This window comes from Micromonospora sp. AKA38 (assembly GCF_027925725.1).
Lineage (GTDB): Bacteria > Actinomycetota > Actinomycetes > Mycobacteriales > Micromonosporaceae > Micromonospora.
This window is the reverse complement of sequence record NZ_BNEI01000005.1, coordinates 1,277,464-1,301,096: the sequence shown is the minus strand read 5'-3', so window position 1 is coordinate 1,301,096 and position 23,633 is coordinate 1,277,464. Positions and strand designations below refer to the sequence as shown.

Here is a 23,633-nt window from a genome sequence, read left to right as displayed (position 1 = left end):
CGCGAAGGAGAGCACCCGTGGACCTCACCCTGACCTTTGACAACGCGTACGCGGCGCACGCCGCGGTCGTCATGTCGACAGTCGCCGAGTCGAACCCGGGCGAGACGCTCCGGTACTGGCTGGTGGCCGCCGACGACGTGCCGGCGAGCGCCCGGAACACGCTCACCCGCATCGCCGGGCCCAACGCCACCGTGGAGTTCCTCCGGGTGGACGCCGCGCAGGTGAACCTGTCGAAGGGCAGCGACCCGCTGATGGCGTACCTGTCCCCGGCGATGTACCTGCGGCTGCTGGTCCCCGCGGCGCTGCCGGCGGACGTACGCCGGCTGCTCTACCTGGACTGCGACACGATGTGCCTGAACAGCCTCAACCCGCTGTTCGAGCTGGACATGGGCGGGGTGCCGCTCGGCGCGGTGCGGGACCCGTTCAACCGCCGGCTGCTGGACATGGGCGGCATCCCCGGCCTGTCGAGCTACGACCACCTCGACCCGCACGCGCTCTACTTCAACTCCGGGGTGCTGCTGATCGACGTGCCGCGCTGGAAGGAGTGCGAGGTGAGCGAGGTGTCGCTGGACTACCTGCGTCGGCACGCGCACGAGTCCCGCTACCCGGACCAGGACGCGCTCAACTTCGCGGTGCACGCCAACTGGCTGCGGCTGCCGTGGCGGTGGAACGACCTGATGGCCTGGCGACGGGAGCCGGAGTTCGGCGGCAAGCTCACCGACTCGTCGATCATCCACACCGCCGGCCCGGTCAAGCCGTGGCAGCCCGGCTTCCCGCAGGGCGCCCGGCGGGACTTCTACTGGCAGCACCGGCGGCGCAGCGGCGGCGGCCTCGGGTCGACGCTGCGGCGCTGATCCTCGCGGACACGACGAACGGCCCCGCCCGATCGGGCGGGGCCGTTCGTCGTCGTCGGGCACCTAGGGGGCGGGCACCGCCCAGCGCAGGCCGGCCGGGTCCCGGAACACCACGCCCACCGGCGGGCCGCCACCTGTGGGTTCGAGCGTGGCACCGGCCGCCAGCGCCCGCTGCACGAGCTGGTGCGGATCGGCCGGCGCGAGCGGCAGCGGGCCACCCGGACCGCCCGGGTCCCCCGGGCCGTCGGACCACTCGCTGACCGTCAGCCGGTGGCCGTCGACCACCAGTTCGGCGTGCAGGACGCGACCGTCCAGCAGACACTCCCGCTGCACCGGCACCGCCTCGAAGACCGCCGCGTAGAACGCGGTCACCGTGGCGACGTCGGTCACCGTCAGGTGCGCACCGTTGCGCGGATCCCCGACGCCCATCGCGTTACCGCCTCTCGTTCACTCCGCGATACGGGTTCGGCCGGTCCAGCGGAAGACCGCCGGCGTGCCGTCGACGACGCCGGCCGGATCCCGCTCGAAGTGCTCGTAGCCCCCGTAGTGCCGTACCTTGATCTTGGATTCCACCGGGGACACCCGGTGGTTGCGCAGCTCGACCGGCAACGTCGCCGGCCCGCCCTCCAGCACCGCCTCGACGATGCCGGCGGCGTCCGTGCCTAGCTGGTGGGCCGTCAGCGGCCAGGCGGTCCGGTCGTCACCGTTGACGAAGGACGTCACCGTCCGGACGGCCGGGGCGGGATCGGAAGAAGCTGTCATGGCACGACCTCCGTCGTTCGTGTTCCGCCTCGCCGTGCGCGCGCCGCGGGCGCCGCGCACGAGCGCGGGGCGGATCGCCGCCGGTTCCGCCGGGGCGGACCGTGCGGCGATCTCCCGTGCGACTCGAACGTAATCCAGATCACACCGCCGACGTACCCTTAGCCGCCCCCTAGCGGGGGCCGGCGGGCCCTACTCCCAGCGGAACAGGCGGGTGGCGAGCAGGCAGCCCACGACGGCGGTGCCGGCCAGCACGAGCAGCTGCGACACGGACGGGCTCTGCCCGGCCCACGCGGCGGAGAGGGTGTCCACGGTGGCGCCCAGCGGCGAGTATTCCCCGATGCGGGCCAGCACGGTGGGCATCTGGTCGCGGGGCAGCCAGGCCCCGGCCAGGAACAGCAGCGGGAAGAACAGCGTCGGCCCGATGGACTGCGCCGAGCGCGCCGACGGGGCGAGCGCGGCGATGAGCAGGCCGATCGCGAACAGGCAGGCCACCCCGAGCAGGAAGGCCAGCACGAAACCGGGCACGTTGGCCGGCGCGGGCTGGTCCAGCAGGAAACGTACGCCGACCGCGGTGACCACCGCGCCGGCCACGCCCATGGCCAGGTTGACCACCACCTGGGCGATGAGCAGCAACGCCGGGCTGACCGGGGTGGTGGCCAACCGGCGCAGCACCTTGCGTTCCCGGTAGATGCCCAGCGCCATCGGCAGCGTGAACAGCGCCAGCATCCCGATCGTCAGGGAGAGCGCGATGGACGGCAGGAACGTCTGCTCGCCGTGCTGCCCGGGGGTCGCCTCCTGGGGGGCCCCGCGCTGCGGCAGGCCGAACACCAGCATCAGGCCGAGCGGCAGCGCGAAGACGAAGAACAGCGAGACCGGCTCCCGCAGGAACAGCTTGGCCTCGACGGCGACGAGCTTGGACAGGGCGTTCACGATGACCTTCCGTCGAGCGCCGGCGGGGTGGCCGGGTGGCCGGTGAGGGAGACGAACGCGTCGTCCAGGGTGGGCTGCTCGACCCGGAGGCCGGCGTAGCGGATCTTGCGCTCGGTCAGCGCCGACAGCACCGCCTGGAGCACCTCCTCGGGCCCGGTGACGGTGACCTCGTCGCCGTCCCGGCGCACGGAGCTGACCTCGGGCAGCGCGGACAGCAGCGCGTCGTCGAGGTGGTCGAGCGCGCGGAAGTGCACCCGGTGCTCGGCCTCCACCCGGGACATCAACCCGGCCGGCGTGTCGATGGCGACCACCCGACCGGCGTCGATGAGCGCGAGCCGGTCGCAGAGCCGCTCGGCCTCGGCCATGAAGTGGGTGACAAGCACGACCGTCACGCCCCGGTCGCGGATCCGCTCGACCAGGTCCCAGGTGTCGCGCCGGCCCTTCGGGTCCAGCCCGGTGGTCAGCTCGTCGAGGATGGCGATCTCGGGGCGGCCGACCAGCGCCAGCGCCACCGACAGGCGTTGCTTCTGGCCGCCGGAGAGCTTGTGGAACGCGGTGTTGCGCTGCTCGGCCAGCCCGAGGTCGGCCAGCAGCTCGTCGATGTCGGCGCGGTTGCGGTAGAAGGAGCGGTAGAGGTCGAGCGCCTCCCGTACCCGCAGCTTGTCGGGGAGCTGGCTCTCCTGGAGCTGGGCGCCGACCCGCTGGCGCACCTCGGTGCGGTCCCGGATCGGGTCGAGCCCGAGCACCCGCACCGTGCCGCCGTCGGCGCGACGCAGGCCCTGCACGCACTCCACGGTGGTGGTCTTGCCGGCGCCGTTGCGGCCGAGCACCCCGAATATCTCGCCCTGCTCCACGCTGAACGAGACGTCGTCGACCGCCACCTTGTCGCCGTACCTCTTGTGCAGGTGCTCGACTTCGATGACCGGCATCTGGCGGGATCCTCCGTCGTGTACGGGTGCCGCCGGCGAGTCGCGGCGTCGGTGTGGGCGGGGGCGACCCGCGCGGCGGGCCGACGCCGCCCATCATCCGGGCAACCGAGACGCGGTTCAACCCATCGGCCGATGAATCGGGGGTGTACGGCCCGTCGCCAGGGGTGTCGGACGGTCACCCGGCGTGTCGCCGGGCCCGGTGGCCGCAGGGGGTGGTCGGCCCCCGGGCGGCCCGGTTACGGTCGGTGCGCCGCCGCCGGGCGGCGAATCGCGAGAGGGGTGCCCGTGCCGCTGCTGAGCTGGCTCGACCGGTCCACCGACGAGCGACCGGACGCGATCCGCGTCGACGACCGGGCACTGTCCTGGGTGGAGCTGCGCCGGGCGGCCGCCGCGGTCGCCGACGACCTGCACGGGGTCCGCCGGGTCGCGGTGCCCGCCACGTCGAGCCTGGAGACCGTGGTCGGCGTGGTCGGCGGGCTGCTGGCCGGCGCGGCGGTGGTGCCGGTGCCGCCGGACGCCGGGCCGGTGGAGCGCGACCACGTGCTGCGCGACTCCGCCGCCGAGGTGCTGCTGACGACGCCCGGGACGCCGGCCGTCGACGGTCCCGCCGGGCCGCCGGCCCTGCCGGTGGACCTGACCCGACGCTCGGACAGCCGGCATCCCGAGCCGGACGCGGCGACCACCGCGCTGATCCTCTACACCAGCGGCACCACGGGCGCGCCGAAGGGCGCGGTGCTGTCCCGCCGCGCGGTCGCCGCCTGCCTGGACGGGCTCGCCGACGCCTGGGCCTGGACGCCGGACGACGTGCTGGCGCACGGCCTGCCGCTGTTCCACGTGCACGGGCTGGTGCTCGGCGTGCTCGGCCCGCTGCGGATCGGCGGCCGGCTGCACCACGTCGGCCGGCCCCGCCCCGACCGGTACGCGGCCGCCGCCGGCTCGCTCTACTTCGGCGTACCCACGATCTGGTCGCGAATCGCGGCGGAGCCGGCGGCGGCGCGGGCGCTACGCGGCGCCCGGCTGCTGGTGTCCGGCAGCGCCGCGCTCCCCGAGCCGGTCTTCACCGCGCTCACCGAGCTGACCGGCCACCGCCCGGTCGAACGGTACGGGATGACCGAGACCCTGATCACGGTGAGCGCCCGGGCGGACGGGCCCCGGCGGCCGGGCACGGTGGGTGTGCCGCTGCCCGGCGTACGCACCCGGGTGGTCGACGAGCGGGGCACGTCGCTGCCCCCCGACGGGGAGACCATGGGCGAACTCCAGGTCCGCGGCGACACGCTCTTCGACGGCTACCTGAACCGGCCGGACGCCGACGCCGCCGCCCGGACCGCGGACGGTTGGTTCCGCACCGGTGACGTGGCGACGGTCGGCCCGGACGGCGCCCACCGGATCGTCGGCCGGGCCGCCACCGACCTGATCAAGAGCGGCGGGTACCGGATCGGCGCGGGTGAGGTGGAGGACGCGTTGCTGGCGCATCCCGGGGTCCGGGAGGCGGCGGTGGTCGGCACCCCGCACCCGGATCTGGGCCAGCAGGTCACCGCGTACGTGGTCGGGGACGGGCTGGGCGAGGCCGAGCTGATCGACTTCGTGGCCCGGCAGCTCTCCGTGCACAAGCGGCCCCGGCAGGTGCGGCTGGTCGACGCGCTGCCCCGCAACGCCATGGGAAAGGTGCAGAAGAGCCGGCTGACCTAGCGTCGCGGCGCCCCCGGAACGGTGACGGCGGTGAGCACCAGACCCCGCTCCACCAGGAACCGGCCGTCGAACGCGGTCAGCTCCACGCCGCCGAGTCGCGGGCCGGGCACCAGCAGCCGGGCGGTGAACGTGCCGGCCGGGTCGACCGTGATGTCCGCCTCGGCGAAGTCCAGCCAGCGGCCGGTCAGTGGGAACCAGGCCTTGTAGACCGACTCCTTCGCGCTGAACAGCAGCCGGTCCCAGCAGGTCCCGGGGTGGGCGGCGGCGAGCGCGGCGGTCCGGCTGCGCTCGGCGGGCAGCGCGACCGCGTCCAGCACCCCGTCGGGCAGCGGCGCGTGCGGTTCGGCGTCCACGCCGACGCTGCCGACCGTCGCCGCGCGGGCGAGGGCGGCGCCGCGGTAGCCGTCGCAGTGGGTCATGCTGCCGACGACGCCGGCCGGCCAGCCGGGCGCGCCCCGGACGCCGGGCAGGATCGCCGCCGGCGGCAGGCCCAGCCGGGCCAGCGCCCGGCGGGCGCAGTGCCGGACGGTGGTGAACTCCTGACGGCGTTTCGCCACCGAGTTCGCGACGACGTGCTCCTCGTCCGGGTGCAGGCGCAGCCCGACCGGGTCGGTGAAGCACTCCTCCACCACCACGGCCGGCGGCAGGATCCGCTCGATCACGCCCCGGATGGTAGGACGTGTCCGCCGTTCCGTCCGACCCGCGGGCGGTGGTCAGGGGTCGCGTACGGGGTGCTGTCCGCTCCGCCGGATCAGCAGCGACTTGCGGACCCGGCCCTGCGCGCTGCGGGGCAACTCGTCCACGAAGTGCACCCGGCGGGGTCGGGCCGCCGCCGAGAGCAGCCGGCCGACGTGGTCGATGAGCGCCTGGGCGGTGAGCCCGGCCGCCGCGACGACGTACGCGACGACCTGCTCGCCGAGCGTGCGGTGCGGCGCGCCGACCACCGCCGCGTCGTGCACGCCGGGGTGGGTGAGCAGCACCTCCTCGACCTGCCGGGTCGGCACCGGCCGGCCGCCGCAGCGCACCACGCCGATGCCCTCCGGGCCGAGGATGCGGTGCCGTCCGGCCGGGTCCACGGTGGCCAGGTCGCCGGTGGGGTGCCAGCCGTCGACCGGTGGCGCCGACCCGGGCCGGTCGGCGTACCCGCTGAACATCGTCGGACTCCGGACGCTCAGCTCACCGACCGCGTCACCGTCGGCGGCCACCGGCCGGCCGGCGTGGTCCAGCACCCGGGTCTGCACGCCGGGCAGCGTGGTGACCGGGGCGCCGGCCGGACCGGTGAGCACGATCAGCGTCTCCGTGGTGCCGTACCCCTCCACCGGATGATGGGAGGTCAGCAGCCGCAGCCGCTCGCCCACGGCGGGCGCCAGCGGGGCGTCGCCGGAGACCAGCATGCGCGCCCGGGACAGCGTCCGGGCCCGGGGCGCGTCCCGGGCGATGCGCGCCCACTGCCCGGGCAGCGCCAGGTAGATGGTGCCGGCCGGGCCGGCGGTGGCGTGCCGGTCGAGGTGGACGAACCGGCTGCCCACCCGGAGCGCGCCGAGCAGCCCGACCACCAGCCCGTACGCCCGGAACAGCGGCGCGCCCTGGACGAGCACGTCCTCGGCGCTCCACCGCCAGGCGGCGGCGAGCAGGTCCAGGTCGGCCGCGATGGCCCGGTGCGAGATGCGGACGCCGCGGGAGAGCCCGCCGACGCCGCCGGTGTAGAGGATCACCGCGTCGCTGGCCGGCAGCGGGTCCGGGTGCGTGGCCCAGGACCGCTCCCGCAGGTCCACCGGGACGATCGGCAGGGTGGTGTCGGTGGTGGTGGGGCCGAGCAACACGTCGGCGCGGGACTCGCGCAGGATGCGGTGCCGCTCGTCCGCCTCGGCGCCGGGCGGCAACGGCACCACCGGCACGCCGGCCTGGACGGCGCCGACGATCCCGACCATGGTCTCCAGGCTCGGGCCGGCCTCGACCGCGACCGCCCGGGCGCCCAGGATCCGGCCGGTGACCGCGTTCGCGCAGCCCAGCAGCGCCTCTGCGGAGAGCGTCCGGCCGGCGACCCGGAGCGCGTCGCAACGGTCCGCCCCGGACCCCCGCAGCCCGGGCAGGAGCGTCATCGAACCGGGGCCCGGTATCTCGGCGGTGGTTGGCAGATCACGCGCGAACCCTTCACGTCCCGGGCGCGCGGCCCGTGGCCGATCCCCCCGTCGTGCGGCGGATTGTCATCCGCCGACCATGGCGGACAGTCCGAAATTAGGCGGCCGACGGGCGGCGGACAACCCCTACCCCGCATGCGCGCCGACGCGTCCGGTCGCGGTGTCACCGGCCCGGAGCGGCAGGTGGGGAAGGGACGGAGCACCCCGGATGAAAGTCATTCGCGTTGATCGGTCGACGGTGCGCGGCGTCCGTGGGTGCGAACGGAATCGGGCCGTCGAATCGCGCCCGGCGCTCCACCGCACCATCTACCAGGACCGGGAAATAACGATTCCTATTTCATTCCGGGGCAGTTACCGACGGAGCCGCTTGCTTTCCCGCCGCCGTTCCGTGGACCGATGCGCCGCGAATTTCTTGTTTAACAACAAGTTGCGGCAAAGGGCTTCCAGACGGACTGAAACGGGCAAGTTGGGCGAGGGTCGAAAGTGCGGCGACGGCTGCTGAAATCGGCAGGCAACCGCCGCGGCGAGAAACGGTCGGAGCGCCGGCGGCCCGGGCCGGACGCACCGGCCGGAGCGACAGGCCACGGCGCCGGCCCGCGGCATGCGGGCGGACCGACCGGCATCGAGCCGCCGTCCGACGCCCCCCGCCGGCACGCTCGCCGTCCGGCAACGGGTGAACAGCGAGAACGCTCTCCCGCCGCGGGGCGGGAGCCCTCGCGCGACCCGGGTCGCCGGGCCGACGGCCGGAGCCGGCCGACCGGCCGCCGCGTCCAGCCCCCGAGGCCGGCCGGCCGTTCTCCACGTGCATTAGCGGCAAGGGTGGAAAACGTTACCAACCGCCCTGTCGGACCGTCTGCGTCACGTTCCGGAAGAACTGGATGACTTTCCGCTGTCGGACCGCCCGGGTCGCCCTCGTCGAGCCCCGACGCGGTGATGCCATGTTTGCTCATCCTTTACATCCTTCGACTTGCCGCCCAATTGCCGGGCTGACATACTCCACTCCATGAATCGGGATCGATAGAGGCGGACCGCGTCGATCCGCCCAAATTGCGGGACCGCAGGTGACGGCGGATTTTCGACGCGCGAGACCAGGCGCGACGTTCGACGAAACGCCCACGTCGTACCATCGTTGTCGGTATTCGCCAATTGGAATGGGTCAAGGATTTGTGGGTCTCTGACTGCAACGGGTGTCACCGGAGACCACGGCGCACGGCCCGCCCGGGGGCCGCGGCCGGGCGGAGGCCCGCCCGATGACGATGGCCGAACGGGACCGGCATCTCGACGTCCTGACCGGCCGGCTCGCCGGCCTGCTCCACCCCGGCGGACCGGCCCCCGCCCCCGGCCCGATCACGCTGGTCACCGGGCCGGTCGGCGCCGGCAAGACCACGCTCCTCCAGTCCTTCGCCCGGCGGTGCGCCGAGGCCGGGGTCACGTTCCTCGGCGCCAGCGCGTCGCGCAGCGAACGCACCGTGCCGCTGGAGGTGGTGCGGCAACTCGTGCGACGGGCCACCGTGGCCGACGCCGACCGCGACCGCGTCGGCCGGCTGCTGGACCAGGCCGTGCTGCGCTGGGGCGAGACGGCCGACGAGGAGGCGCTCGCCCCGCTCACCGCCGCGATCGGCGGCGAACTGCTGGAACTCGTCGCGCGGGCACCCGCCGTGGTCGCGGTCGACGACGTCCAGCACGCCGACGCGCCGTCGCTGCGGTGCCTCGACCACCTGACCCGTCGGGTCACCGGCCTGCCGGTGCTGATCGTGCTGACCGAGGCGCCGCGCACCCGGCCCTGGCAGCCCACCGCCTACGCCGAACTGCTCCAGCCGGCCCGGCTGCACCGGCTCCGGCTGCCGCTGCTCACCGCGGACGGGACACACCGGATCCTGGCCGACCGGCTGGGCGCGCCGGTGGCCCGGCGGATCGCCGACGAGGCGTACCGGATCAGCGGCGGCAACCCGCTGCTGGTGCACGCGCTGGCCGACGACCACCCGGCCGACGCCGAGACGCCGACACCCGGCGAGGCGTTCCGGGAGGCCGTGCTGAGCTGTCTCTACCGCTGCGAACACCTGGTGCTCAAGACCGCCCGGGCGCTGGCGGTGACCGAGGAGCCGCTGCACGGCCCGCTCCTGCCCCACCTGGTCGATCTCCCCTCCGAGCTGAACCTGCACGCCGTCGACGCGGCCACCAGCGCCGGTCTCGTCGACGCCGACGGTCTCCGACACCCGGCGGTACGCCGGGCGGTGCTCGACGGCATGACCGTGGAGGAACGCGCCCGGTTGCACCGCGCCGCCGCCCAACTGCTGCACGACGACGGCGCCCCGCCACCGCGGATCGCTCCGCACCTGCTCACCGCCGACGAACTGGCCGAGCCGTGGATGGCGCAGACCCTGCTCGACGCCGGCGAACAGGCGCTGGCCGACGGCGACGTGGACACCGGCCGGCGCTACCTGCGCCGCGCCAACCGGGACTGCGCCGACGAGTGCCTGCGGGCGCGGATCCGCTCCGCCCTGGCCCGCGCCGAGTGGCGGCTGGACCCGCAGGGCGCGGTCCCCCACCTGCTCGGCATCGCCACCGCCGTACGCGCCGGCCACCTGGACACCCGACAGGCCGCCGGTCCGATCCAGTACCTGCTCTGGCACGGCCAGATCGGCCGGGCCATGGAACTCATCCACCACCTCGGTGAACGCGCCGACGGTGCGGACGCGCGCTCGGCCGGCGACCTGATGATCATCAAGGGCTGGATGGCCACGCTCTATCCCGGGGTCCCGCTCGACGCGGTTGCCGCACCGGCCGGCACCACCCGGGACCCGCTCGCCCTCGCCCGGGTCCGACACCGCCTGCGCGGTGTCCTCCTGCTCGACACCGTGCTGGGTCGGGGCGACCTCGGCGCGCTGGAGAACGCCGAACGCACGCTCGGGACGCTCGGGCTGGACGACGAGCCGAACATGTGGAGCGCCGTCTGCGCGGTGATCGCCATGATCTACGCCGACCGGCTCGACCTGGCCGGCGAGTGGTGCGACCGGCTGGACCGGATCGCCTCCGCCCGCCGGCACCGGACGCCGCGTGCCCTGCTCACCGCCGTCGCCGCCACCGTGGCGGGCCGACGCGGCGACCTGCGCCGGGCGCGTGAACTCGCCGAGTCGGCGCTCAACCGGCTGTCCCCGAAGGGGTGGGGTGTCGTCATCGGCGCGCCGCTGGCCATCCGGCTGTGGACGCTGACCTGCCTCGAGGAGTGGGACGAGGCGGCGGCCTGCCTGCGTACGCCGGTGCCGCCGACGCTGTTCGAGACCCCGTTCGGCCTGCACTACCTGCACGCCCGGGGTGTGCACGCCCTCGCCGCGGGCAGCCCCGAGGCGGCCCTGGCCGACTTCCAGCTGTGCGGGCAGCTGATGACCTCGTGGCGGCTCGACCAGGCGCCGTTGGTCCCCTGGCGGACCGAATCGGCGCGGGCGCTGCTGCGGATGGGCCGCCGGCAGCAGGCCGAGAAGGTGGTCCGGGAAGAGCTGGACCGGCTCCGCCCGACCGACCTGCGCTACCGGGGCGCCGCGCTGCGGGTGCTCGGCACCGTCCAGGAGGGAGCGGAGCGGATCCGGCACCTGCGGTGCGCGGTACGACTGCTGCGCCAGTGCGGGGACCGGGTCGAGCTGGCGCGCGCCCTCGGCGACCTCGGCCAGGCCCAGCAGCAGGCCGGCGACCTGCGTCAGGCACGCAGCACGGCCCGCGCCGCGCGGGACCTCGCCGAGGAGTGCGGAATCCCGGTGCTGCGGCCGACCGCGGCCGGCCGGGCCACCGCGCCCGATCCGGCTTCCGACGCCGGGATCCTGCTCACCGGCCTCAACGACGCGGAGTCCCGGGTCGCCGCGCTGGCCGCGCAGGGGCACACCAACCGGGAGATCGCCGAGCGGATGTTCCTCACCGTCAGCGCCATCGAGCAGCGGCTGACCCGGATCTACCGCAAGCTGGACGTCAACTCCCGCAGCGAACTGGCCGCCCGGCTGCGGCTCGACCGCTGAGCCGACCGGCCACCCCGTACCCCTGACGGTCCGCCCGCGGCCGGCCACTCGGCCGGCGGGCCCCGCCGAATTGTGGTCTCCTCTCCTCGATCGGCCGTCACCTGCTGTCCATCGGGGCGAAACCGGCCCGTCATCCGGTCTGCCCGCGCCCCCCTTCCGGACGGCCACGCAACCCCTAACGTCCGGTCGGCACCGCAGGTTTACCGCCGAAACGGTGGGGTCCCGGGACCGTTGTCGCACGCCAGGGCCGATGCCAGACTCGCCTGGAGCCGGAACGGTCGTCCGACGACACGCTCCGGTGGGGAGGATTCCAGGGTCCACCCGGCCGGCGACCCGGTGCGCTTCACCCCTGTTTCGCGTCTGCGGCGGGTGTGGTGAAGGGGTCGTCGACGACACCGGGCGGAGCGGCCTGCCGGCGGCGGTGACCCCGTCGCGGCGCCGCCGACGAGAAGGGCTGACGACACACGTGCTGGTACAGCGAGAGGAACAGCTCACCCTGCTGCGCGAGACCTTCCAGAACTGCGAACGGCAGCGGAGGGGACACGTCTCGCTCGTCACCGGCGCGGTGGGCAGCGGCAAGACGAGCGTGCTGGAGTCGTTCGGCGACTGGGCGGCCAACGCCGGTGGCCGGGTGCTCAGCGCGACCGCGTCGCGCGCCGAGCGCGGACTGCACCTGGGGGTGCTGGGGCAACTCCTGCAGGGGGCGCGGCTCGACCCCGAGACCGGGGTACGGGTGGAGCGCCTGCTGCGCCACTCCCCGACCGCCCCGCCGGAGCCCGGACACGGCGGCGACGACGCCGCCGACCAGGTGTGGGCGCCGGTGCTGCACGGCCTGTTCAGCACGCTGCTCGAACTGGCCGAGTCGGCGCCGCTCGTGCTGACCGTCGACGACGTGCACCACGCCGACCCGGCGTCGCTGCACTGCCTGCTCTACGTCGCCCGCCGGCTGCGGCACACCCCGATCATGGTGGTGCTCGCGGAGGCCCGCACGTTGCGCCCGTCGCACCCGCACTTCCGGGCCGAACTGTTCAGCCAGCCCCACTTCACCCGGATCACCCTGCCGCCGCTGACCGTGGAGGCGATCGCCCGGCTGGTCGACGACGACGTCGAGCCGGCGGCCCGGGAGGCCGCCGAGCGCTGCCTGCGGATGACCGGCGGCAACCCGCTGCTCACCCGGGCGCTCATCGAGGAACAGCCCCGGCCGGCGACGGACGAGGAACCGACCGTGGACGCCACCCTCGGCGACGCGTTCGACCAGGCGGTGCTCGGCTGCCTGTACCGGCACGAGCCGGGCGTACGCCGGGTGGCACAGGCGATGGCGGTGCTGGACCGGCCGGGCGGCCCGGCGGATCTGCTCGGCCACCTGCTCGACGTGGTGCCGGAGTCGGTCACCCCGATGGTCAGCATGCTGCGCACCACCGGCCTGCTGGACCAGGATCGGCTGCGGCACCCCCGGATCCGGCGGTCCATCCTGGCCGACATGTCCGTCGACGAACGACGCGACCTGCACCAGCGGGCCGCCGAGGTGCTGCACGAGCACGGCGTCGAGCCGGGCGGCGTGGCCGAGCACCTGGTCGCCGCCGGATGGGCGGAGGCCGGGTGGACCGTGCCCGTGCTGCACGACGCCGCCGCCCAGGCGCTCGCCGCCGGCCGGCCCGACGTGGCCGCCGGCTGCCTGCGCCTGGTCGGCCGCGCCGAGGTGGACGACGAACAGCGGGTCGCCATCACCGCCATGCAGGTCAGCGCGCGCTGGCAGATCAATCCGCTGGCCGTCAACGGGCAACTCGACCAACTGGTCGACGCCGCCCGGGCGGGCGGCTGGCCGGCCGACGCCGCCCTGTCCGCCGCGCCGTACCTGTTGTGGCAGGGGCGGGTCGAGGAGGCCGACGAGGCGATCGCCGGCTGCGCCGGGGACGACGAGCAGGCCCACGCGACGGGCCGTCGCCGGACGATGCACCTGCTGCTGGGGCTCTCCCACCCGGAGCACCTGGCCGCCGTACGGGAAGCGGCCGGTGCGCCGCGGACCGCGCTGCTGGCCGGCGGCTCCTCACCGGCGCAGGCGCTGGGCCTCGTCGGCGCGGCGCTGACGCCGACCGGCGACCACGACGCGGTGGCCGGCGCCGAGCAACTGCTGCACCGCCACCACTGCGACGACGGCATGCTCCCCATGTTGGCCGCGCCGCTGCTGGCGCTGCTCTGGGCCGGGCGTGCCGACCGGGTGGCCGCCTGGACGGCGGCGCTGCTGGAACGGCCGGCCGTGCGGCACGCCCCGCTCTGGCGGGCGGTGCTGCGGGCGCTGCGCGCCGAGGCGGCGCTGCGGCTGGGCGACCTGACCGTGGCCGACCAGCAGGCCCGGGCCGCGCTCGACGACCTGCCGGTGGCCGCCTGGGGAGTCGCCGCGGCCGGCCCGCTGGCCACGCTGATCGCCTGCGCCACCGAGTCCGGGCGGCACGCCGAGGCGGATCGCTGGCTGGCGCAGAGCGTGCCGGCCGGCGCCTTCCGCACACCGCTCGGGCTGCACTACCTGGCCGCCCGGGCCCGCCACCACCTGGCGCTCGGCCGGGCCCACGCGGCCACCACCGACCTGCGCCGGTGCGGCGAACTCATGCGCGCCTGGGGCGTGGACGTGGCCGGGCTGGTGCCCTGGCGGCTGGAGCTGGCCCGGGTGCAGCTCGCGGTGGGTAACAAGGCGCACGCCACCCAGTTGCTCCAGGAGCAGTTGCGGGTGCCGCACGGGGTGGACGACCGCACCCGGGGCCGGGCGCTGCGGCTGCTCGCCGGCACCACCGCGCCGGACCACCGGCGCAAGCTGCTCTCCGAGGCGGTGAACCTGTTGCAGGGCTGCGGCGACCGGCTGGAGCTGGTCCGCGCGCTCGGGGACACCGGGCAGACGCTGCAACGGGCCGGCGACTCGGCGCAGGCGCGGCTGCTGGTCCGTCGGGCGTACCAGCTGGCGCAGGACTGCGGCGCCTCGGTGCTGGCGCAGCGGCTGGTCCGGCGCGAGCCGGGCAGCGTGCCGGCGGGTCCGCCGGCCGAGGCGCCGGAGCCGGAGGACGGGCTCAGCGAGGCCGAACGGCGGGTCGCGGCGCTCGCCGCGCAGGGCCACACCAACCGGCAGATCTCCAGCAAGCTGTTCATCACGGTGAGCACCGTGGAGCAGCACCTGACCCGGGTCTACCGCAAGCTCGACGTCAAGCGCCGCTCGGACCTGCCGGCCCGACTGGTGGCCTTCGCCGAGCCGCTGGGCGAGGAGATCCAGACCGCCGCGTCCTGACCCGACCGTCGGTGTAAGGCGGGGCCCCTTGTTAACGCCGGGCGTTAACAAGGGGCCCCGCCTCTACCGAATGCGTTAGGAAGGGGCCCTTCCTTAACCGCTCAGCACCAGGTCGGCGGCGGCGGTCACCCCGCCGGCGCGGCGCAGGCAGTCACGCCAGCGGGCGGCGCGGTCGCGGAAGGACGGCTCGGCCAGCAGCCGGCGCAGCTTGCCGACGACGTCGTCGACGTCGAGCGGGTCCTCGTGCTCGACCGCCAACGCCACGCCGGCGTCGACCACCCGCACCGCCCCGTCGTAGCAGTCGAACCAGAACGGCATCACCAGCTGCGGCACCCCGAACCAGGCCGCCTCGTGGATCGCGTTCGCGGCGGCGTGGTTGAAGAACACCCGCACGTGCGGGTGCGCCAGCACCTCCACCTGCGACGGCAGCCACGACTCGACGCGCAGGTTGGGTGGCAGTTCGTCGGCCGGCGGCAGCAACGCGTGCCGGGCGGCGGGCAGCTTCCACAGCACCTGGTGCTCCGGCCCGAGCCGGGCGGCCACCTCGACCAGCGCGGCCACCTGCGCGGCGGTCGGGCGCATGATGGTGCCGAAGCCGACGTAGACCACCGACTCGTGGGCGTCGAGCCAGGCCCGCAGCTCGGCGCCGTCCGGGCTCGGCACGATCTCCCGGGGCACCATCGAACCCACCATGCGCAGGTTCGCCGGCGCGGTGTCGAACGGGTACTCCAGCCCGAACACCGTGTAGGCGAGCAGCGCCTGGGCAGCCTCGGCGTACTGGGAGGGGCGCAGCTCGACGTTGCTGATGCCGGCGTCCGCGCGCCGCGCCGCGGCGGCGGTGCTGCGGGCGAGCCGCTCCGGTTCGGTGAGCGTGGCCACCAGCGCGGCCCGGTAGCGGTCGTTCGCCGCCCGCTGGCTGGGGTTCATCGCCAGTGGCAGCCCGGACAACGACATCGGGTACGCCGGCGGCAGACTGTCCTGGAGGAAGTTCGACGGCGGCACCGTGACGCTGATGACGAACGGCACCCCGCGGGTGATGGCCGCGTCCAGGCCGAACGAGGCGAACGAGTCCACCACCGCCCGCGCCGGCCGCACCTCGTCGATGACCGCCAGGCAGCGCTCGTACAGGTCGTGCAGGTGGTCGAAGTCGGTGGACGCGTCGACGTAGCTGGCGAAGTTCACCACCCGGGAGCCGGTGGACATCCGGCGGTGCGTCTCGTCGTCCCAGTGCTCCGGGCGGACCTCCACCCGAGGTGGGCCGAGCGAGACGAAGCGCACGTCGCCGTCGCCGGGCAGCGCCTCGATCTCGGCCCGCCGCTCGTCCGTGCAGGCGAACCGGACCGGTCGGGCGGCCCGGCGCTTCAGCTCGCCGGCCAGCGTGAGCAGCGGGTTGAACAGCCCCGCGCTGCCGGAGCTGACCAGCAGCAGCGGGGCGTCGTCGGGGTTCATCGCGGCCGGCCCCTAGTCCATCGCCCGGCGCATGAAGCCGCGGATGCCGACGGCGGTGAAGACCACGAACACCCCGGCGAGCACGACCAGGTCCAGCCAGAGCGGCACCGACTCGACACCGGGCGGCGCGACGAGCGACCGGGTGGCCTCGCTGACGTAGGTGAGCGGGTTGATTGCGCAGACCACCTGGAACCAGGGCAGCGAGTCCAGCGCGCGCAGCGGGAACTGGGTGGCGCCGGTGAACATCAGCGGCGTCAGCGTGACCGTGAACATGATCTGGATGCGGTGCGGCGGGACCAGGGTGCCGAACGTCAGGCCCAGGGCGGCGCCGACCAGCGCGCCGGCGGCCAGCACGCCGATCACCGGCAGCAGCGTGGACAGCGGCCAGGTGACGCCGAGGATCAGCATGCCGACCGGGATGAGCACCAGCCCGGCGACCAGGCCCCGGATCGCGCCGAAGACGATCTTCTCGAACGCGACGAGCGGGATCGCCATCGGCGACAGCAGCCGGTCCTCGATCTCCCGGGTGAAGGAGAAGTCCATCACCATCGGCAGCGCGGTGTTCTCCAGCCCGATCAGGAACGCGTTGAGCGCGATGACGCCGGGCAGCAGCACGTTGGCGAAGTCGTCACTGGCGTAGCCGAGATCCTTGAGCACCTTGCCGAAGATCAACAGCATGAACAGCGGCTGGAGGAAGACCTGGGCCAGGAACCCGCCCAGCTCCCGGCTGGTGACGAAGACGTCGCGCCACAGCACCGCCCGGAACGTGGTGAGCTGGTCGCGCAGGCGTACCGGCGGGGGTGCGGTGACGGCCGGCGGCGCCGGCGCGGCGGGGGCGGTGACGGTCACCGAAGGTCCCTTCCGGTCAGGTGGATGAAGACGTCCTCCAGGCTGGGCTGGCCGACGCTGAGGTCACGGACCTCGCAGCCGAGGTCGGTGAGGACCTTCAACGCCATCGGCACGGCGTTGGCCGGCGCACCGGCGGTGTAGACCCGGAACGACAACGGCGCGTCCGGATCCTCCGGCGTCGGCATCGGCGGCATGCCGGGGAACATCGGCAGCTCCGCCGCGCCGCCCGCGCGCAGCCGTTCGACGCGTTCCACGTCCGGCACGTCGGTCAGTGCGGTCTGCACCGCCTCGGCCGGCGCGCCGGGCGCGACCACGAGCGTCAGCGTGCTGCTGCCGGGCAGCGTCCGGGTCAGCGCGGTCGGCGTGTCCAGGGTGAGCAGCTTGCCGTGGTCGACGATGCCGACCCGGTCGCAGAGCTTCTCCGCCTCCTCCATGTCGTGCGTGGTCACCACGACGGTGACCCCGGACCGCTTCAGGTCGGCGATCCGCTCGTGCACGAACAGCCGGGACTGCGGGTCGAGACCGGCGGACGGCTCGTCGAGGAAGAGCACCCGGGGGGCGTGCATCAACGCCCGGGCGATCATGGTGCGTTGGGCCAGGCCGCCGGAGAGGAAGTCCGTGCGGGCCTTGGCGAAGTCCTTCAGGCCCATCTGTTCCAGCAGCTCGTCGGCGCGTTTCACGCGGCGGGCCCGGGACACCCGGTGGTACGCGGAGTGGAACAGCAGGTTCTGCCGGACGGTGAGCGACCGGTCCAGGTTGACCCGCTGCGGCACCACCGCGAGCAGTTGCCGGGCCACGGCCGGCGCGCGGGACACGTCCGCGCCGCAGACCAGGGCACGACCGGAGGTGGCCCGCACCCGGGTCGTCAGCACCCCGATCGTCGTGGTCTTTCCCGCGCCGTTCGGCCCGAGCAGACCGAAGACCTCGCCCGCGGCGACCGAGAAACTCAGTCCGTCCACCGCCGGCGGCATGTCGGGCCGGTACTTCTTGACCAGCCCGTCGACCACCACTGCCTCGTCCACGTCGTCATGCTCCCGTCCTGGTTCCTGGTAAGACAGTTGTCCGCCACCGCGATAGGGGGCGTTAGGGGCAGCCAAGGGGCGGCCTCACAGCCCCCGCTCGGTGAGCCACGCGTCGACGGTGGCGGCGAGTTCCGGGCCGCGTTCGCCGACCATGGTGAAGTGGTCGCCGGCCGCGTCCCGCGTCTCGTGCGGGTACGGCCACACCGACTTCCACCCGTCGGGTTCCCCGGTCCACTCCCCCAGCGGCTCGCCGGCGCGTACGAGCAGCGTCGGCGCGGCCATCGGCGTGGGGTTCCAGTCGAGGAACAGCGGCAGGTAGCCGGCCCACGCGGTGGCCCGGTGGTCGTCCATCGGGGTGTACGCGCTGTCCCGCTCGACCATCCCGTCGAGCAGCTGCGAGGTCCAGCCGCCGAGCACCTCGCTGCCGGCCGGGTAGGTGTCCATCAGCACCACCGCGGCCGGGGCCCGGCCCTGCCGCTCCAGCTCGGCGGCGAGCAGGTTGGCCACCATCGCGCCGCCGGAGTGGCCGGCCAGCACGAAGTCGCCGGATCCGACCGCGCGCAGCACGGTGTCCGCGTGCACCCGCAGCAGCGCGTCGAGGTCGGCGGGCAGCTCCTCGCCGACGCCGAAGCCCGGGTTGGGCAGCGCCCACACGTCCCGCCGGCCGCGCATCCCGGCGGCGACGCGGGCGTACTCGTGCGCGCCGGAGAGCAGCGACATGGTGCAGCAGCAGACCACCGGCGTGGCCGGCCCGTCGGCCAGCCGCATGACGGCGGCCGGTCGGGTCAGCTCCTCCGGGGTGCGGAAGCTGGGCCGGAACTGGGCCAGCTTGACCAGCAGCTCGGCGTACCCGGCCGCGTCGGCGCGCGCCTTGGGCTGCCGGAACAGCCCGCCGAGCAGGCCGCCCGCGCCCTCCGGTGACGCCGCGTCGGCGGGCGCGTCGGCGGCCGGCCCGCCGAGGATCACGCCGAGCAGGTGCCCGGCCAGCGCGATCGGGGTGGGGTGGTCGAAGAGCAGGGTGGCGGACAGCTCCGCGCCGGTCTCCTGGCGCAGCGCGTCGCGCAGCTCCAGCGCGGTGAGCGAGTCGAAGCCCAGCTCCAGGAAGTCCCGGTCCTCCTCGACCGCGCCCGGCCCGGCGTGTCCGAGGACGGTGGCGGCCTGCGCCCGGACCAGGTCCACCAGGATCCGGTGCCGGTCGGCGGCGGGCACAGCGGCCAGCCGGTCCCGCAGCGCGGTCGCCGGGTCGGAGCCGGTCCCGGCGGCCGGGGCGGTCGGTTCGGTCACCGCGTCCGGCACGCCGCGCAGCAGCGGGGCCGGCCGGACCGCGGTGAACGCGGGCACGAACGCCGGCCAGTCGACGTCCGCGACGGCGACCTCGTCGCCGCCGGCGGCGACGGCCCGGTCCAGCGCGTCGAGGGCCACGCCGGGGTCCAGCGGGCGGATGCCCCGACGGCGTAGCTGCTCCGGGTCGGTGGCCTCGCCGTGCCACGGCGCCCACGCCAGCACGGTGGCCGGTCGACCGGTGGCGCGGCGGCGGGCGGCGAGGGCGGCCAGGCCGGCGCCGGTCGCGGCGGTGACCGCGGCGCCGCCGCTGCCCCAGGTGGCGGCCGTGGAGACGAAGATCAGGAACTTGTCGACCGGGTGGTCGGCGCAGACGGCGTCGAGCCGGGCCACCGCCTCCAGGTGCGCGCTGACGGAGCCGGCCAACCGGTCCGGGTCGGCCGCCACGACCGGCTCGCCGGCCCCGCCGGCGTCGGCCACGTGCAGCACGGTACGCACCGGCGTGCCGGCCGCGGCCAGTCGCGCCAACGCGGCGGACAGCGCCTCCGGACCGGCCACGGTGGTCACCTCGACGCCGTGCACCGTGGTCCGCTCCGCGCCGTCGACGGTGGTCCGCTCGACGCCCTCCGGGCCGGCCCGGTCGGTGTCGGCCAGCAGGGGTGGGCCGGCCAGGAGCAGGTGGGTCACGCCCGCCTCGGCGAGCCGGCGCAGCAGGTACGGGCGGCGAACCGGGGCGTCGCCGTGCACCAGCACCGCGCCGTCCGGCCGCCACGGCCGGTCGACGCCGGCCGGCGCGCGTTCCAGCCGGCGGGCGCGCAGGCCACCGGCGCGGATCGCGAGCTGGTCCTCGACGCCGTCCCCGGCCACCACGCGGGCGAGCCGGGCGGCGTCCGGGCCGGCCGGTTCGGCGGGCAGGTCCAGCAGGCCGCCCCAGAGCCGGGGGTGTTCCAGCGCCAGCACCCGGCCCAGGCCCCAGACGGTGGCGACCGCCGGGTCGGGTGTCGGGTCGTCGGCGTCGACGGCGACCGCGCCCCGGGTGACGCACCACAGCGGCGCGGTGACCCCGGCGTCGGTGAGCGCCCGCACCAGCGCGACGGTCCCGGCGAGGACGTCCCCGCCGTCGGTGGCCGTCGCTCCGGCCGCGTCGCCGGTGGCCGCCGATCCGGCCCCGTCGGTGCCCGGCCCCGATCCGGCCGCGTCGGTGCCCGGCCCCGATCCGGCCGCCGGCGCTCCGGTGTCCGCCGACCGGTGGACGGCCGCGACGGCGGGCAGCAGCGAGATCACCCGGACCGGGGTGAGGGTGCCGAGGCGGTCGCGCAGCGTGGCGACCGGGTCGACACCGGGCGGCGCCGGTACGGGCACCGGCTCCAGGCCCTCGGCGCGTACCGCGTCGGTCACGGCGTCGAGCAGGTCGCCGGGTGGGCCCACGACCAGGCACGGGCCGGTCGGCGCGGCGCCGGTCGGCGGCTCGACCGGGGTCCAGCCGGTCCGGTAGCGCAGTCCGTCCAGGGTGGCCGACCGGCGGCGACGGTCCCGGTAGCCGGTCAGCGCCGGCAACAGGTCGCCGAGCGGGCCGGCGGCGTCGTCGTCGAGACCGAGCAGGGCGGCCAGCGCGGCCGGGTCGCCGTCCTCGGCGGTGGACCAGAACTCGCCGTCGGCCGGGTCGGCGGGGCGCGGGCCCAGGTCGAGCCGGATCGGGTCGGGCCAGAACCGCTCGTGGGCGAACGCGTACGTGGGCAGGTCGACCCGGGTGGCGTCGGTGCCGGCGAACAGCGCGGGCCAGCGTACGCCGGCGCCGCGCAGGTCCACGGCGGCGAGCGCGGCGAGCAGGCCGGCCGGTTCGGACAGCTCACGCCGGGCGACCGGCACGAACGCGGCCGGTTCGGCGTCGGGCAGGCACTCGCGGGCCAGTGCGGTCAACGCGGCGTCCGGGCCCAGGTCCAGGAAGGTGCCGGTCCCGGCGGCGGCGAGCGTGGCCACCGCCGACGAGAACCGCACCGTGTCGCGGACGTGCTCGACCCAGTAGCCCGGGTCGGTGGCCTGCGCGTCGGTGAGCGGCTCGCCGGTGCGGTCGGAGACCAGCGGCACGCTCGGCGGCTGCCAGGTGAGTTTCTCGGCGACCACCCGGAACTCGGCCAGCATGTCGTCCATCCGGGCCGAGTGGAACGCGTGGCCGACCCGCAGCCGGCGGGTCCGGCGACCCTGGGCGGCGAGCCGCTCGCCGGCGGCGAGCACCGCGCCCTCGTCGCCGGAGAGCACCACCGACTCGGGGCCGTTCACCGCGGCCAGCGCCACCCGCGCGTCGAGCAGCGGCGTCACCTCGGCGGCGGACGCGCGGACCGCGAGCATCGCGCCGCCGGCCGGCAGCGCCTGCATGAGCCGGGCCCGGGCGGCCACCAGCGTGGCCGCGTCCGGCAGCGACAGCACGCCGGCGACGTGCGCGGCGGCCAGCTCGCCGACGGAGTGGCCGAGCAGGTGCGCCGGGCGCAGGCCGAGCGCGGTGACAAGCCGGTACGCGGCCACCTGGTAGGCGAAGAGCGCGGGCTGGGTCCACTCGGTGCGGTCCAGCAGCGCCGCCTCGGGGGTGTCCGGCGCGGCGAACGCCACCTCGCGCAGCGGGCGGCTCAGGTGCCTGTCGAGTTCGGCGGCCACCTCGTCGAACGCGGCGGCGAAGACCGGGAAGCGGCGGTGCAGCTCGGCGCCCATGCCGGGCCGCTGGCCGCCCTGCCCGGGAAAGAGGACGGCGAGCTTGCCGGCGGTCCGGGCCACGCCGCGAACCACGCCGGGCGCGGGCCGGTCCTCGGCGACCGCACGCAGCCCGGCGCGCAGCGCCGCCGCGTCGTCGCCGGTGACCGCGGCCCGGTGCGGCAGCGCCGCCCGCGTGGTGAGCAGCGCGTACGCGATGTCGGCCGGGCGCAGGTCGGGGTGGGTGTCGAGGTGTTCGAGCAGCCGGCGGGCCTGTCCGGCGAGCGCCGGCCCGGAGCGCGCCGAGACCACCCAGGGCGCCGGCGGGGCGGGGCGGCCGGTCGGCGGGGTCGGCGGGTCCTCGACCTGTTCGATGACGGCGTGGGCGTTGGTGCCGCTGACGCCGAACGCGGAGACGCCGGCCCGGCGCGGGCGGCCGGTCGCCGGCCACTGCCGCGCGTCGGTCAGCAGCTCCACCGCGCCGGCCGTCCAGTCGACGTGCGGGGTGGGCCGGTCGACGTGCAGCGTGGCCGGGAGCCGGCCGTGCCGCATGGCGAGCACCATCTTGATGATCCCGGCGACGCCGGCGGCGGCCTGGGTGTGCCCGATGTTCGACTTGACGGAGCCGAGCAGCAGCGGCGTGGACCGGTCCTGCCCATAGGTCGCCAGCAGCGCCTGCGCCTCGATCGGGTCACCCAGCGTGGTGCCGGTGCCGTGCGCCTCCACCACGTCCACCTCGGCGGCGGTGAGCCCGGCGTTGGCCAGCGCGGCCCGGATCACCTTCCGCTGGGCGGGGCCGTTGGGCGCGGTGAGGCCGCTGCTGGCGCCGTCCTGGTTGACCGCGGTGCCACGCACCACGGCGAGCACCGGGTGGCCGTGGCGGCGGGCGTCGGAGAGCCGTTCGACGAGCAGCATGCCGACGCCCTCGGACCAGCCGGTGCCGTCGGCGGCGGCGGCGAACGACTTGCACCGGCCGTCGGTGGACAGGCCGCGCTGCCGGGAGAACTCCACGAAGACGGTGGGGGTGGCCATCACGGACACGCCGCCGGCCAGCGCCAGCGTGCACTCCCCCAGCCGCAGCGCCTGGCAGGCCAGGTGCAGCGCGACCAGCGACGACGAGCAGGCGGTGTCGACGGTGATCGCCGGGCCCTCCAGGCCCAGCGCGTACGCGATCCGGCCGCTGGCCACCGCCGCCGCGCTGCCGGTGCCGAGGTAGCCCTCGACGCCGCCGCCGACGCCGGTGAGCAGCGCCGCGTAGTCGCCCTGGCTGCTGGTGGCCGCGTACACGCCGGTGGGCGCGCCGCGCAGCGCGGTGGGGTCGACGCCGGCGGACTCGAACGCCTCCCACGCGGTCTCCAGCAGCAGCCGCTGCTGCGGGTCCATGGCGAGGGCCTCGCGCGGGCTGATGCCGAAGAACGCCGGGTCGAAGTCGCCGGCGTCGGGCAGGAAACCGCCGTCGCGGACGTAGGAGGTGCCCCGGCTGGCCGGGTCGGTGTCGTAGAGCGCGTCGAGGTCCCAGCCCCGGTCGGCCGGGAACGGCGCCATCGCGTCGCGGCCGGCGTCGACCAGCTCCCAGAGCTGCTCGGGCGAGCGCACCCCGCCGGGGAAGCGGCAGCTCATCCCGATGATCGCCACCGGTTCGGTGAGCCGGTCGGCGAGTTGCTGGTTCTGCTGTTTGAGTTTCTGGTTGTCCAGCAGCGACGCGCGCAGCGCGCCGACCACCTCGTCCAGCGAGACGCTCATCGGGCCCTCCCTGCGGCC

General features: G+C 75.3%; 14 protein-coding genes. 4 read left to right on the top strand and 10 right to left on the bottom strand.

Annotated elements, in window-relative coordinates; genetic code table 11:
• Nucleotides 1–17: 17 nt before the first annotated feature.
• The gene (locus TPA0908_RS22595; protein ID WP_281941006.1) at nucleotides 18–854 is read left to right on the top strand and encodes a glycosyltransferase family 8 protein; all 837 of its coding nucleotides are present in this window, start codon (nucleotides 18–20) and stop codon (nucleotides 852–854) included.
• Between the two features lie 63 nt (nucleotides 855–917).
• Here the strand turns inward: TPA0908_RS22595 and TPA0908_RS22590 are convergent, their stop codons facing one another.
• The 4 genes from TPA0908_RS22590 to TPA0908_RS22575 all read right to left on the bottom strand — a co-directional run bounded on the left by TPA0908_RS22590 (nucleotide 918) and on the right by TPA0908_RS22575 (nucleotide 3,475).
• The gene (locus TPA0908_RS22590) at nucleotides 918–1,283 is read right to left on the bottom strand and encodes a VOC family protein (RefSeq protein WP_281941005.1); all 366 of its coding nucleotides are present in this window, start codon (nucleotides 1,281–1,283) and stop codon (nucleotides 918–920) included.
• Nucleotides 1,284–1,301: 18 nt separating this feature from the next.
• Entirely contained in the window at nucleotides 1,302–1,616 is a 315-nt protein-coding gene (locus tag TPA0908_RS22585) for a DUF5988 family protein (protein ID WP_281941003.1), read from the bottom strand.
• A 189-nt stretch (nucleotides 1,617–1,805) separates the two neighbouring features.
• Nucleotides 1,806–2,546, bottom strand: coding sequence for an ABC transporter permease (locus tag TPA0908_RS22580; protein ID WP_281941001.1), 741 nt, complete (start codon nucleotides 2,544–2,546; stop codon nucleotides 1,806–1,808).
• The gene (locus tag TPA0908_RS22575; RefSeq protein WP_281940999.1) at nucleotides 2,543–3,475 is read right to left on the bottom strand and encodes an ABC transporter ATP-binding protein; all 933 of its coding nucleotides are present in this window, start codon (nucleotides 3,473–3,475) and stop codon (nucleotides 2,543–2,545) included. The genes TPA0908_RS22580 and TPA0908_RS22575 overlap by 4 nt, the downstream gene beginning before the upstream one ends.
• Nucleotides 3,476–3,760: 285 nt before the next feature.
• On the opposite strand from TPA0908_RS22575, the gene TPA0908_RS22570 reads away from it, so the two are divergent.
• Nucleotides 3,761–5,164, top strand: a complete 1,404-nt coding sequence (locus TPA0908_RS22570) for an acyl-CoA synthetase (RefSeq protein WP_281940997.1) — start codon at nucleotides 3,761–3,763, stop codon at nucleotides 5,162–5,164.
• Here the strand turns inward: TPA0908_RS22570 and TPA0908_RS22565 are convergent.
• Nucleotides 5,161–5,826, bottom strand: a complete 666-nt coding sequence (locus tag TPA0908_RS22565; protein WP_281940995.1) for a 4'-phosphopantetheinyl transferase family protein — start codon at nucleotides 5,824–5,826, stop codon at nucleotides 5,161–5,163. The genes TPA0908_RS22570 and TPA0908_RS22565 overlap by 4 nt on opposite strands.
• 51 nt (nucleotides 5,827–5,877) lie before the next feature.
• The gene (locus tag TPA0908_RS22560) at nucleotides 5,878–7,266 is read right to left on the bottom strand and encodes an AMP-binding protein (RefSeq protein WP_281940993.1); all 1,389 of its coding nucleotides are present in this window, start codon (nucleotides 7,264–7,266) and stop codon (nucleotides 5,878–5,880) included.
• Between the two features lie 1,289 nt (nucleotides 7,267–8,555).
• Here TPA0908_RS22560 and TPA0908_RS22555 point away from each other — a divergent pair.
• Complete coding sequence (locus tag TPA0908_RS22555) at nucleotides 8,556–11,312, top strand: AAA family ATPase (RefSeq protein ID WP_281940992.1); 2,757 nt, start codon at nucleotides 8,556–8,558, stop codon at nucleotides 11,310–11,312.
• A gap of 466 nt (nucleotides 11,313–11,778) precedes the next feature.
• Nucleotides 11,779–14,586 carry an AAA family ATPase gene (locus tag TPA0908_RS22550; protein ID WP_281940990.1) on the top strand — a complete coding sequence of 936 codons (2,808 nt, stop codon included), beginning with the start codon at nucleotides 11,779–11,781 and terminating at the stop codon, nucleotides 14,584–14,586.
• A gap of 93 nt (nucleotides 14,587–14,679) precedes the next feature.
• Here TPA0908_RS22550 and TPA0908_RS22545 read toward each other — a convergent pair whose 3' ends face one another.
• From TPA0908_RS22545 to TPA0908_RS22530, 4 genes are all read right to left on the bottom strand, one after another.
• Entirely contained in the window at nucleotides 14,680–16,035 is a 1,356-nt protein-coding gene (locus TPA0908_RS22545; RefSeq protein WP_281940988.1) for a glycosyltransferase, read from the bottom strand.
• 12 nt (nucleotides 16,036–16,047) lie between these two features.
• A complete protein-coding gene (locus TPA0908_RS22540; protein WP_281940986.1) occupies nucleotides 16,048–16,884 on the bottom strand; it encodes an ABC transporter permease in 837 nt (278 codons plus the stop codon).
• Nucleotides 16,881–17,906, bottom strand: coding sequence for an ABC transporter ATP-binding protein (locus TPA0908_RS22535; RefSeq protein ID WP_281940984.1), 1,026 nt, complete (start codon nucleotides 17,904–17,906; stop codon nucleotides 16,881–16,883). Before TPA0908_RS22535 ends, TPA0908_RS22540 begins: the two co-directional genes overlap by 4 nt.
• 84 nt (nucleotides 17,907–17,990) lie before the next feature.
• On the bottom strand, nucleotides 17,991–23,615 hold the full coding sequence (locus tag TPA0908_RS22530) for a type I polyketide synthase (RefSeq protein WP_281940982.1): 5,625 nt from the start codon (nucleotides 23,613–23,615) through the stop codon (nucleotides 17,991–17,993).
• Nucleotides 23,616–23,633 lie beyond the last annotated feature (18 nt).